This window comes from Pseudomonas sp. MF09150 (assembly GCF_059862355.1).
Window position 1 is genome coordinate 560969 of sequence record NZ_JCBCUS010000003.1, and the last position, 12371, is coordinate 573339.

Genomic DNA, 12371 nt, shown 5'->3' on the forward strand with positions numbered 1-12371 from the left:
GGTAGCGGCTACAGATCAATTGCCTCTAACGAGATAAACCATGTTATTCACGCAATCCACACGGCTGGCACAGATCAGCAGCCCCTTGGGGCCGGATGTTCTGCTGCTGAAAAACATGGGCGGCGGCGAGGAGCTGGGGCGCCTGTTCGACTACGAGCTGCAACTGACCTCGAACGACGCCGCCATCGACCTCAACCAGCTCCTGGGCAAGCCCATGAGCCTGAGCCTGCAACTGAGCGACGGTGGCGAGCGGCACTTCCACGGCATCGTTTCCCGGTGCAGCCAGAATGTCGACCTGGGCCAGTTCGCCAGCTACCAGGTGACCCTGCGCCCCTGGCTGTGGCTGTTGAGCCGCACCTCCGACTGCCGGATTTTCCAGAACCTGAGCATCCCGCAGATCATCAAGCAGGTGTTTCGCGACCTGGGTTTCTCCGACTTCGAAGACGCCCTCAGCCAGCCTTATCGCGAGTGGGAATACTGCGTCCAGTACCGGGAAAACAGCTTCGACTTCGTCAGCCGGCTGATGGAACAGGAAGGCATCTACTACTTCTTCCGCCATGAAAAAGACCGCCACGTGCTGGTCCTGGCCGATGCCTACGGCGCCCACAGCACCGTGCCCGGCTACGACTCGGTGCCCTACTACCCGCGCGACGAACAGCAGCGCGAGCGCGACCACATCTTCGACTGGCACCTGGCGCAGGAAGTCCAGCCCGGCTCCCTGGAGCTCAACGACTACGACTTCCAGCGCCCCAGCGCACGAATCGACGTGCGCTCGGCCATGCCGCGCCCGCACACCGCCGGCGACTACCCGCTGTACGACTACCCCGGGACCTACGTCCAGAGCCAGGACGGCGAACACTACGCGCGCACCCGCATCGAGGCCCTGCAAAGCCTGCACGAACGGGTCGAACTCAGCGGCAACGCCCGCGGCCTCGGCGCCGGCCACCTGTTCAGCCTCAGCGGCTTCAGCCGCCAGGACCAGAACCGCGAATACCTGATCGTCGGCGCGCGCTACTACATCGTCCAGGAAAGCTTGGAGTCGGGCGGCGGTGGCGGCGGCGCGCAGTTCGAAAGCGGCCTGACCTGCATCGACGCCCAGCAAAGCTTCCGGCCCCTGGCCGACACCCACCGGCCCGTCGTCAAAGGCCCGCAGACCGCCATCGTGGTCGGCCCCAGCGGCGAGGAAATCTGGACCGACCAGTTCGGCCGGGTCAAGGTGCACTTCTACTGGGACCGCCACGACCAGTCCAACGAAAACAGCTCCTGCTGGATCCGCGTCTCCCAGGCCTGGGCCGGCAAAAACTGGGGCTCGATGCAGATCCCGCGGATCGGCCAGGAAGTCATCGTCAGCTTCCTCGAAGGCGACCCCGACCGCCCGATCATCACCGGCCGCGTGTACAACGCCGAGCAGAGCGTGCCCTACGACCTGCCCGCCAACGCCACCCAGAGCGGCATGAAAAGCCGCTCCAGCAAAGGCGGCTCCCCGGCCAACTTCAACGAAATCCGCATGGAAGACAAAAAGGGCCTGGAGCAGCTGTACATCCACGCCGAGCGCAACCAGGACATCGTGGTCGAGGTCGATGAAAGCCATTCGGTGGGGCATGACCGGAACAAGAGCATTGGACATAACGAGACGGTAACCATCGGCTCCAATCGTCTGCGGGTGGTACGAGAAAACGACACCCTGCTGGTGGGCGGCGCCAAATCCGACAGTGCCGCCACCCGGTACACCATCGAGGCCGGCGAGAGCATACGCCTGGTCTGTGGCGACAGCGTGCTTGAGCTCAAGGCCGGTGGTGACGTGAACCTGACCTGCGGCTCGTTCAATCTCTTTTCCTCCGGCAGCAGCAAGATTCAGACAAAAGGCAAGCTCGATATCAACCTGGGCAGTGACAAAGGCACCTCGCCTGGCGCCCAAGGTGTGCAAGACAGCATCAAGTCCGCCGTCGAGTCCAGATTTCCGGGCAAAACCAACGCCGATTAATAACGGAATTTCCAGTTATGAATTACCTGATCAATGAAGCCCAGTTCACCTTGCCCGATGAGGGCTTGCAGGACGCCTCGATCAACATCCTCAAGTTCGCCAGCCTGGGTACCTCACTGATCATCAGTCGCAGCCCACTGGCAGATGGCGAAACCTTGCAAAGCAACTTCGACGGACAACTGAAAAAGCTCGAACAACAAGTCAAGGATCTGCGCTACTCGCCGGCCCAGGCCGTCAAAGTTGGGACCGCCCAGGACATTGATGCCATCGAAGTACAAAATCGCTTTAGCAAGGGTAATGAGCATATCTACCAGTACCAACTGGCCTTGCTGATTCCTGGCACCCGGAGAATGATGGCCTTGAGTTATGTCAAGACTCAGCCGCTGGGCGCAGCTGAGGCCGTACACTGGGCACTCATCAAGAACACCCTCACCCTTCACGTCACGCCTTGAGTCGAGCCTGATCCATGAGTGACGATCTCTGGGCTGCTCGCGAAGGCGATGCGTTGCTTCACACCTCGGTCATGGCCGATATCCTCGGCGGCGTGCTTGAGGTGGCAGCCTATGCCGCGATTACCTATGTCGGCTGCATTGCCGCGACCGCCCTGATAGCGGTTGCCACCGGCATAACCATCGGCACTGCTGGCGTCGGCTGCGTGGCACTGGGCCTCGCAGTCGGTGCCATCGTGGGTATCACAGCAGGGCTCACGGGAGCCGACGTCAAGATATCCAGTTGGTGCGAAAGCGCTGCCAACTGGGTCTTTCCGCCGGTGATCGATGCCTTTATCACCAGCGGTTCGGAAAACGTCTTCATCAACGACAAGCCTGCAGCACGCGCCGCGGGGAAGATGATGGCCGTGCCTGTGCCGCCCAGCGAACCACCTGCCGCCAGCTTTTTGGATATGGCACAGAACTTCTTCTCGCAAATGTGGCGCCCCACAGTCGCCACACCCGCGCCTGGAACCGAGCCCTGCCTGCTGGATACGGTGGCCTGCAACAAACACCCCCCTATGCCCGAACAGTTCCTCGCAGAAGGCTCAAGCTCGGTCTTTATCAACGGCCAACCGGCTGCCCGCAGCGGCGACCGCAGCACCTGTGATGCCAAGATTGGCAGCGCTGAAGGCCTAATCTCCCCCGATGTGCGCATCGGCGGCGAGACTATCGTGGTCCGCGAAATCCGCAGCGGAAAAACCCCCGGAGTGGGCCTGGCAATTACCGCGCTGCTGATGCTGCGAGGCAATATGCGTGGGTTTTGGAGCAAGTTGCCGTGTTTGGTCGTCAGCACGATGGTCGGCGCGGCGACGGCCTGGGGAACCAGCAAAGTTGTATCGGCCTACAAGGAAGGCAGCAATGGTTCACCCAACCCGGTGCATAGCGCCACCGGCGCCAAGATTCTCGGCGGAGAGGAAGAGCTGGACTTTGTCGTACCTGGGTTATTGCTGATTGAATGGCAGCGCTTTTACAGCAGCCTCGACACTCGCCGCGATGGTTTGCTGGGCGCGGGCTGGAGTCTGCCGTACGAGGTCAGTGTCGACATTAACCTGGACCAGGAACTGCTTTACACCGACGAACAGGGCCGACAGCTGCATATCGGTTATGTCCCGCTGGCGGGTGGGGCCTTCAGCCCCGGCGAAGGATTGGCAGTACGCCGCAGCGCCGAAGGCGCCGTGCTGATCGAAAGTGCCGACGGAGTCTACCGCCTGTTTGCACCCCACCCTTTGAATGCCTCGCGACTGCGCCTGGTACAACTGGGCAACCGCAACGATGGACGCATCTACCTCGACTATGACGACCTTGGGCGCCTAGCACGCTTGCGCGATACCCATGACCTGATGCATCTGGAACTGGCCTACGACACCATCCATCCGAACCGAGTTGCCAGCGTCGAGCGCCGCTACCTGAACCCGCGACATTTTGCCGGGCGCTGCGATGTGCTAGTCAGCTACAGCTACGACACTAACGGTGACTTGAGTAGCGTCACCGATACCCAAGGCCAGACTCAACGGCGCTTCTGCTATGACGAAGGCCGGCGAATGATCGAACACCAGTTACCCTCGGGACTGCGCTGCTTTTACCAATGGTCAGCCCTGCAAGGGCCCGATGGCGAAGAGTGGCGAGTCACCCGGCACTGGACAGATACGGGAGAGCAATACGCTTTCGAGTACGACCTAGCGGCCGGGGTCACCCAGATCACTGATGGTCTGCACCGGGTCAGCCGCCGTGAGTGGAACGCTCAGTACCAGATCACGCGCTACACCAACAATCTGGGGCAGAGCTGGCAATTCGAATGGAACGATCAGCGCCAATTGCTCGGCGCCACCGATCCGCTCGGTGGACTGTGGCGCCTCAGCTACGACGAGTCCGGCAATCTAAGCAAGACCGTCGACCCCCTGGGTCATATGAGCAGCACTCTGTGGTTGGAGCATTGGTCACTACCAATCATGGAAACCGATCCGAACGGCAATAGCTGGCATTATCGCTACGATAGCCGGGGCAATCGCATAGAAAGCATCGACCCCCTAGGTCATCGCACACGCTACAGCTATAGCGATTTCGGACAGCCCGTCAAAATAGTCGATCCATTGGATAAGAGCCGCACTCTGAGGTGGAACGAATGGAATCTGCTGACCGAAGAGGTGGACTGTTCCGGCTACTCGACGCGTTACGAATACGACGCCTTTGGCAACCTGCAAAAAATGATCAACGCCGAAGGCGAGCCACTGATCTATCTACACGACCCTCAAGGTCGGCTGTTGCAGTACCAGCTACCGGATGGAAGGACTGAACAACTGCAGCGCAACGCCTCGGGACAGGTCACGGCCTTTACCGACAGTTCGGGCAACACCGTCAATTACATACGCGACCTGCGTGGCCTGGTTCGCCAGCGTAGCGATGCCTACAACCGTAGCGTGAACTTTACCTATGACACCTATGGACGTATTCACCAACTGACCAACGAGAACGGCGAAAGCTACAGCTTCAGCTGGGATGCGGGCGATCGACTGATAGTCCAGCAGAGCCTTGACCAGAGCGCGACACGCTACAGCTACGATGCCATGGACAACATCATCGCCATCGAGGACTTACCCAGTGCGCAAGGTGCACCCGTAAAGCCCATCAAACTCCTGATGGATAACGATGCCTTGGGTCGAATGCTGCGCAAGACCACCGAGGACGGCGAGACCCAATATTGCTATGACGCCAACGGCCAGCTCACGGCAATCAGTTTCTTCGGCGTTGATGGTGAACAACAGCACCTGAAATTCGACTATGACGCCTTCGGTCGTGTGCAGGAGGAGCAAAGCGCAGCAGGCTCTCTGCGCCATCATTACGATGAGTTGGGCAACCTTTTGCAGAGCCGGTTGCCCGATGGTCGCTGGCTGAACCAGTTGTACTACGGCAGCGGGCACCTGCATCAAATCAATCTTGATGGCCAGGTGATCAGCGATTTCGAGCGTGATCGACTGCACCGGGAGTTGCAGCGGACTCAGGGCCGTTTGGCAACCCGTACCGACTACGACCGCTGCGGGCATATTCGCTCACGGCAACGCCGCATGCTTGAACAGAGCTGGCAGCTACCGGCCTTGGCGGAGAAACAGTACTGGTTCGACGCCACCGACAATCTCACCCAGCGCCGGCGTATCAACGAGCAACAAGACCAACTGCAACAGCTGGGTTATGACGCCAGTGGCAGACTCATGACCTGCCAGGACACCCAGCACAGCGAAACCTATGCTTACGACGCCGCCGCCAACCTGCTCGACTCCACCCAGAGAGGCGGGCTGGTGCGCCATAACCGTCTGCTGACGTATCAAGACAAGCGATATCGCTACGACGGATTCGGCCGCATGGTGGAAAAACGCAGCGGTAGCCGGCGGGTTCAATACTTCAGCTATGACGCCGAGCATCGGCTGGTGGCGGTCCGTAACGACGACGGTATCAGCCAGACCCAGGTACGCATGTCCTACGACCCGATAGGGCGTCGTATTGCCAAGACCGAATATGACAGCCACGGGCAGGTACTGGGCCAGACTCGCTTCACCTGGGACGGGCTCCGCCTACTTCAGGAGCAACGGCACAGTCAGTGCAGCCTCTACATTTATGTCGAGGATGGCTATGAGCTCCTGGCACGTGTCGATGGCCGGGACGAACAGCAGGTCGTGCGCTACTACCATAACGACCTGAACGGGTTGCCCGAACAACTTACCGAAGCCGACGGCTCCTTAGCCTGGCAGGCGCAGTACCTCGCGTGGGGCCAGAGCCGAAAGGAGTTGCGCGAGCCCTACTTCATCGAGGAACAGAACTTAAGGTTCCAGGGCCAGTATCTGGATCGCGAAACCGGCCTGCACTACAACACCTTTCGCTTCTACGACCCTGATATCGGGCGTTATACCACCCCCGACCCAATCGGCCTGGCGGGAGGGCTGAACCTTTACAGCTATGGGCCGAACCCTGTCGGCTGGCTCGACCCACTTGGCTGGGCAACCCGCCCGAACAACGGGAAATACAAGATATTTTTCGACCACAGCATCAGCCCAGACAATCGCTACGCCAGTGACGCGGTCCAGTTCAGGCAAGCCAACAAGGAGTTCATCAAGCAACTCAACTCCGACCCATCCTTTAAAAAAACCATGCACGCGCGGTATCCAGGTTTGGGCGATTGGATTAAAAACGGAGATATGGGGAGCAGCCCATCAAAAATGCTGACCTGGCACCACCATGAAAAAGTCAATCGCCTGGTGTTGGTGGACTACAGAGACCACCGAAAAAATCACGGTCTTTATCATCCGACTGGCAAAGGTGGTCGAGATATATGGGGCGGTGGCCCTGCGGGTAGACACGGACAACTCAACGGCAAGACAGGAGCAAAAAGATGCTGATCAATAACCTGAACACCGAACAGAGCATGACAGTCGAACAACTGGTCGAAAGTCTGCTGAACAAGATCAAGGCCGAACACGGCAGCGATCAATGCGACGAACGTTTTTGCGTTTACGCGCGCAAGTTCGTATCGCAGTTGAGCCCCGAGCTGGAAGTATTCATTGATCGCTACCCTTCTGAAGGCAGCAAAGGTGAAGATCTCTATCCCGATTTTGTGCTGAACAATAAATTACAACTGATCTACTACGGCGAACACTTTGTGAGCGTTCTGGAACTGGCGGTGGAACAGCGCCCGCAAATAGACACGAAAGATGCGATCAAAGGCTTGAACTATTACAACGAGAACGATGACTTCCTCGATTTCTGAGAGAAAGGTAGAGAGCAAAGCACTGTCTGTCGCTCAAGCAACGAGGCCGCTTGGGATCAATGCCATGCCTGCTCGGCCGCCTAGCTCTGAATGCACGCCGCGTAGCGGGTGGCCCATTGCTTGTCGAACGTGAGGGCCTCGGGCTCTTCGGGATCGATGGTGATGTTCCACAGCTTCTGCTGTTCCACCTCGTATTTGACCCAGCCGATGATGCCGCTGCCGGACGTGTCGTAAAACAACTGGAGCGACAGTTCGTCGCCCTTGTCGGTGTCGATCAGCAGCTTGAGTTTGTCCGGGGTGGTGAAGTCGCGGTAGGGGTAGTTGCTGCTCCTGACCATCTCGGTGAGGTAGCCGTAGCAGCTGGCGACGCCTGTTGCCTCATCGGCCAGGGCCGGCATCGCCCCCAGGCTGCCCAGCAGGGCGAGGATGGCCAGATTCAGGTTCCGCATGATTGCCCCTTGAGCTTGAGAGTTTCGACTTGTCCGGCGATTTCGATGCGGGCCTCGACCTGGCGGTCGTGGGATTCCTGGTATTCGCTGAAGTTGTTGCGCTTGAGGATGTTCAGGGTCACGCGCATGTCTGCCGAAGCGTTCTGGTACTCGACCCGGTTGTTGCTCTGGGCGCCACTGGTCAATTCCACCAGTTGGCCGCCGGTCTTGAGGTAGAGGAAGTGTTCGTCGATCTCTACCAGCAGCCGTGGGGCCTTGGGCGCAACGCTGTAGTCGGGGCGTGCCAGCGAGTAACCGCACAGCCAGATCCCCGGGCTGTCGTACTTCTGGCTGTTGAACCACTTCAGGGCTTCGCGATAGCCCACTTGCGTCAGCGCCGACCCTGGCTCGGCCACGGCGAAGGCCGAGTTCATGCTCAACCCGAGAACGCACCCGCACACCATCCGCCAGGCACGGCCCATGGCCGCTGAGGGTACTTGTGTGGGGATCGGGAGCGGGAAAGGTGTCGAGCGGGTCATCCTTGGCCTTTGTTCGCAAGTAAAGCAGTGCGCATGCTAGCCATGCCCAAAGCCATGCGCAAGACGCTTTCAGTGACGCCATCGGCAAATACGCAGGCATAAAAAAATGAGCACCCGAACGGTTCGGCGTGCTCATTTTTTGTACTGCTCTCCCCGCTTCGGGGCGTGCAGTGCTTAAGGGTTGACGCTGTCCTTGAGGGACTTGCCTGGCTTGAAGGCAACGGTGTTGCTGGCCTTGATTTTTACCGGCTCGCCGGTTTGCGGGTTCTTGCCGGTACGGGCGCCACGGTGGCGCTGCAGGAAGGTGCCAAAACCAACCAGGGTCACGCTGTCTTTGCGATGCAGGGCACCGGTGATTTCTTCGAGAACGGCGTTGAGTACGCGGTTGGCCTGCTCTTTGGTCAGATCCGCTTTTTCAGCGATGGCGGCGGCGAGTTCTGGTTTACGCATAGTGAAGCCTCTTTGACGGTTTTTTGTTGTTATGTCCGTGCTGTTCTTCCGGAACAGCGCCCAAGGCGCCGCAGGCTCTACTCTGCGGCAGACGGGTGTGAGGATGGCACGCACTTGAGAGTGGCGCCAGTCTCCCCACGACCTTTGTAGGGGCAAAATCGGGGTTATTCCGACAGAACGACCGCTATTTATGCCAGCAACGGCGGAAGCTCTTTGTTCAGGGCCAGTTTCTCCATCACCGCGGTGCCGGTCAGGGCGTAGCCCAGCAGCTGGCCGCTGGCATCGCGGCACAGCACCTTGATGTCGGCGCCCTGCCCTTCAGCGCTCCACACCCCTTCGCGGCCGCGAGGTGGCGGCGACACCACCAGCGGGCAGACCGGGGTTTTCACGGTGATCGGCATCGGCCCGTAGCCGACGGTCGTCGGGTTGCCGGCCAGGGTCTGGGCCAGGGCGCGGGCGCAGCTCATCAGCGGCATCACGTACAGCAGGTTGAGGCCATCGACCTCAGCGCAGTCGCCCAGGGCGTAGATATTGGCGTGGGAGGTTTGTAGCTGCCGATCGACGGCAATGCCGCGGCCGACCACCAACCCGGCAGCCGCAGCCAGATCGGTGCGCGGACGCAGGCCGATGGCCGAGACCACCAGGTCGCAGGCGATCACCTGGCCGTCGGAGAGGTGCGCTTGCAGGCCGTCCTCGCTGCGCTGCAGGCGGTTGAGCACCGGCCCCAGGTGGAAGCGCGCGCCCAGGCTTTCAAGCCCGGCCTGCACCGCTGCAGCGGCGGCCGGGTGCAACAGGGTCGGCATCACTTGCTCGCACGGCGCCACCAACTCGACTTCATAGCCGCCGAGGATCAGGTCATTGGCGAATTCACAGCCGATCAGCCCGGCCCCCAGCAACAGCACCCGGCGCTTGCCGGCGGCGGCAGCCCGGAAGCGTGCGTAGTCTTCCAGGTCGTTGATCGGGAAGATCAGCTCGGACGCGTCGCCTTCCACCGGCACACGCACGGTTTGTGCGCCGCAGGCCAGGATCAGGTCGCGATACGCCACCGCTTCCTCACCGATCCACAGGCGCTTGTGGCCCGGGTCGATGCCGCTGATGCGGGTATGGGTGCGCACCTCGGCCTTAAGCTGCTCGGCCATGGCGCCCGGCTCGGCCATGCTCAGGCCGTCGGCGTCCTTGTTTTTGCCGAAGCCGGTGGACAGCATCGGCTTGGAGTAGGAGCGACCGTCATCCGCCGTAATCAGCAACAGCGGTGTTTCGCCGTCGAGTTTGCGAAACTCCCGGGCCAGGTTGTAACCCGCAAGCCCGGTGCCAACGATCACGACAGGTGCGCTCATCCCTTTCTCCTTGTTATGCAATTGATCAAAAAATCGCCATTAACCGATTTCGATCATCTCGAAATCCATTTTGCCCACGCCACAGTCCGGGCACAGCCAGTCCTGCGGCACATCTTCCCAGCGGGTACCGGGCAAGATACCGTCGTCCGGCCAGCCATCGGCTTCGTTATAGATCAGGCCGCAGACCACACATTGCCACTTTTTCATGTACGCATTTCCTCAGGTTCTCAGGCGTTGCCGGCGCGGCGGTCGATGGATCGACTCTGATTGCCGTCCGGCTCAGGGCGTTTTGTACTGATCGCTCAGCGCAGATGCAAGCATGTTCGCAGCGCCAAGCCACCCCGATCAATCAAAGTTCGCGGACGACATGTTAAGCTCGGCGCCTCATTTGCTGCCAATAATGACTCACTGTGCCGCACTCTAATCCCCCCGTTCCGACCCCGGCCTGGCTGCCACACAGCCAGTTGTCGCCCCTCCCCGATGCGCAGATTGTCGATTGGCTGTTCGATCAAGGGTCGCTGACCCGGCGCCTGACCCGGCTGTCGGACAACGGCTTCAGCGTGACCCCGCTGGTGGAAGGCTGGCAGCCCCTGCGCGCCGACGAGTGTGCAGCCCTGGACCTGCCCGCAGACAGCCAGGGCTGGGTGCGCGAGGTGTACCTGCGCGGCCATGGCGAGGCCTGGGTATTCGCCCGCAGCGTTGCCGCACGCACGGCCCTGGAGAATGGCGGGCTGAATATCGACGAACTGGGCAGCCGTTCCCTGGGTGAATTGCTGTTCTGCGACCAGGCATTCCAGCGCCGCGCCATTGAGGTCTGCCATTACCCGCGCCAATGGCTGCCCGCCGAGGTCCAGGCCGACGCGCTCTGGGGCCGCCGCTCGCGCTTCGACCGCGGCACGCTGAGTGTGCTGGTAGCGGAAATCTTTTTGCCGACCCTGTGGGACGCGGTACGCGCCCACCCGGAGAACTGCTGATGTACCAGAGCCTGCTCAAAACCCTGAATCGCCTCAACCCGCGGGCCTGGGACTTTATTCAACTGACCCGCATGGACAAGCCGATCGGCATCTACCTGCTGCTCTGGCCCACCCTCTGGGCCCTGTGGATTGCCGGCAAGGGCGCGCCATCCCTGGCCAATATCGTGATTTTCGTACTCGGTGTGACCCTGACCCGGGCGGGTGGCTGCGTGATCAATGACTGGGCCGACCGCAAGGTCGACGGCCACGTCAAACGCACCGAGCAACGGCCGCTGGTCAGCGGCAAGATCAGCTCAAAAGAGGCCCTGGTGTTCTTCGCGGTGCTGATGTTTATCAGCTTCCTGCTGGTGCTGTGCACCAACGCCACCACCATCTGGCTGTCCCTGGGCGGATTAGCGCTGGCGGCCAGCTACCCGTTCATGAAGCGTTACACCTACTACCCGCAGGTGGTGCTGGGCGCGGCGTTTTCCTGGGGCATTCCCATGGCCTTCACCGCCGAGACTGGCGAGCTGCCGGCCAGCGCCTGGCTGCTGTATATCGCCAACCTGTTGTGGACCGTGGGCTACGACACTTATTACGCCATGACCGACCGCGACGACGACCTGCGGATCGGGGTGAAATCCACCGCCATCCTGTTTGGCGAAGCGGACCGGGTGATCATCCTCAGCCTGCAGGGCCTGGCCCTGGGCTGCCTACTGCTGGCGGGCGCGCGGTTCGATCTGGGGGGCTGGTTCCACCTCGGGCTGCTGGTGGCGGCCGGGTGCTTTGTCTGGGAATTCTGGTACACCCGCGACAAGGACCGGATGAAATGCTTCCGGGCCTTCCTGCATAACCATTGGGCGGGGTTGGCGATTTTCCTGGGGATCGTTGCCGATTACGGCTTGCGCTGACACGAGGCGGGAGTACACCTGGAAGAATGCGGTGCCGCTGATGGCCGGCGCAGCGTGCCGCAGCGGCTACACCTGTAGCCGCTGCCGAGCCAGCGAGGCTGCGCTGGCCGGCATGGGCACAGAGGGGGTTAAGGTTTGGCCACCTTCCAGGCGCCGTCCATTTTGCCTTCGCCGGTCATGTCGCCGGCCTTTTTGTCCATGACGAAGGTGTACAGCGGCTTGCCATCGTAGGCCCACTGCATGGTGCCGTCATCGCGCTTGACCGTGGTCCACTTGCCCATGGCCTTGTCGCTGCCTTCGGCCATCAACGGCGGCCAATTGCCGGCGCATTTGTCGTTGCACATGGACTTGCCACCCGCGTCCTTGGCAAAGGTGTAGAGGGTCATGCCTTTGTGGTCGACCATCATCCCGTCTTTGCTCATGGCGGGGTCGGCGGCGAAAGCCAGTGTCGGCAGCGCCAGGGCAGCAGCGACCAGCAGGGCCTTCCAGGATTGCGTCAGTTGAGTCATGGAAACCTTCTCT

Annotated in this window: 12 protein-coding genes; 6 read left to right on the forward strand and 6 right to left on the reverse strand. The window is 60.7% G+C overall.

Features of this window, described 5'->3' with window-relative positions:
• Positions 1 to 40: 40 nt before the first annotated feature.
• The 4 genes from AC19YX_RS15490 to AC19YX_RS15505 are packed head-to-tail and all read left to right on the forward strand — an operon-like array spanning position 41 to position 7231.
• Positions 41 to 1984 (forward strand): type VI secretion system Vgr family protein, encoded by a 1944-nt coding sequence (locus AC19YX_RS15490; protein ID WP_421548208.1) that lies wholly within the window; start codon positions 41 to 43, stop codon positions 1982 to 1984.
• Positions 1985 to 2001: 17 nt separating this feature from the next.
• Entirely contained in the window at positions 2002 to 2436 is a 435-nt protein-coding gene (locus AC19YX_RS15495) for a DcrB-related protein (RefSeq protein ID WP_421548207.1), read from the forward strand.
• A gap of 14 nt (positions 2437 to 2450) precedes the next feature.
• Positions 2451 to 6863 carry an RHS repeat-associated core domain-containing protein gene (locus tag AC19YX_RS15500; RefSeq protein WP_500606552.1) on the forward strand — a complete coding sequence of 1471 codons (4413 nt, stop codon included), beginning with the start codon at positions 2451 to 2453 and terminating at the stop codon, positions 6861 to 6863.
• Positions 6857 to 7231 (forward strand): DUF7716 domain-containing protein, encoded by a 375-nt coding sequence (locus AC19YX_RS15505; protein ID WP_421548205.1) that lies wholly within the window; start codon positions 6857 to 6859, stop codon positions 7229 to 7231. Before AC19YX_RS15500 ends, AC19YX_RS15505 begins: the two co-directional genes overlap by 7 nt.
• Positions 7232 to 7311: 80 nt before the next feature.
• Here AC19YX_RS15505 and AC19YX_RS15510 read toward each other — a convergent pair whose 3' ends face one another.
• From AC19YX_RS15510 to AC19YX_RS15530, 5 genes are all read right to left on the reverse strand, one after another.
• The gene (locus AC19YX_RS15510) at positions 7312 to 7680 is read right to left on the reverse strand and encodes a hypothetical protein (RefSeq protein ID WP_078470422.1); all 369 of its coding nucleotides are present in this window, start codon (positions 7678 to 7680) and stop codon (positions 7312 to 7314) included.
• Complete coding sequence (locus tag AC19YX_RS15515; RefSeq protein ID WP_238596142.1) at positions 7668 to 8093, reverse strand: hypothetical protein; 426 nt, start codon at positions 8091 to 8093, stop codon at positions 7668 to 7670. Before AC19YX_RS15515 ends, AC19YX_RS15510 begins: the two co-directional genes overlap by 13 nt.
• 279 nt (positions 8094 to 8372) lie before the next feature.
• Positions 8373 to 8648: an HU family DNA-binding protein gene (locus tag AC19YX_RS15520; protein ID WP_003213368.1), complete on the reverse strand. Its 276-nt coding sequence runs from the start codon at positions 8646 to 8648 to the stop codon at positions 8373 to 8375.
• Positions 8649 to 8836: 188 nt separating this feature from the next.
• Complete coding sequence (locus AC19YX_RS15525) at positions 8837 to 9985, reverse strand: NAD(P)/FAD-dependent oxidoreductase (protein WP_500606553.1); 1149 nt, start codon at positions 9983 to 9985, stop codon at positions 8837 to 8839.
• A gap of 39 nt (positions 9986 to 10024) precedes the next feature.
• The gene (locus tag AC19YX_RS15530) at positions 10025 to 10192 is read right to left on the reverse strand and encodes a rubredoxin (RefSeq protein ID WP_020298281.1); all 168 of its coding nucleotides are present in this window, start codon (positions 10190 to 10192) and stop codon (positions 10025 to 10027) included.
• Positions 10193 to 10395: 203 nt separating this feature from the next.
• Here AC19YX_RS15530 and AC19YX_RS15535 point away from each other — a divergent pair, with 203 nt between their 5' ends.
• Both AC19YX_RS15535 and ubiA read left to right on the forward strand, forming a co-directional pair.
• Positions 10396 to 10959: a chorismate--pyruvate lyase family protein gene (locus AC19YX_RS15535; RefSeq protein WP_043229853.1), complete on the forward strand. Its 564-nt coding sequence runs from the start codon at positions 10396 to 10398 to the stop codon at positions 10957 to 10959.
• Positions 10959 to 11849, forward strand: coding sequence for a 4-hydroxybenzoate octaprenyltransferase (ubiA, locus tag AC19YX_RS15540; RefSeq protein WP_500606554.1), 891 nt, complete (start codon positions 10959 to 10961; stop codon positions 11847 to 11849). The genes AC19YX_RS15535 and ubiA overlap by 1 nt, the downstream gene beginning before the upstream one ends.
• A 128-nt stretch (positions 11850 to 11977) precedes the next feature.
• Here the strand turns inward: ubiA and AC19YX_RS15545 are convergent, their stop codons facing one another.
• Entirely contained in the window at positions 11978 to 12358 is a 381-nt protein-coding gene (locus AC19YX_RS15545; protein WP_020298278.1) for a COG4315 family predicted lipoprotein, read from the reverse strand.
• Between the last annotated feature and the right edge of the window lie 13 nt (positions 12359 to 12371).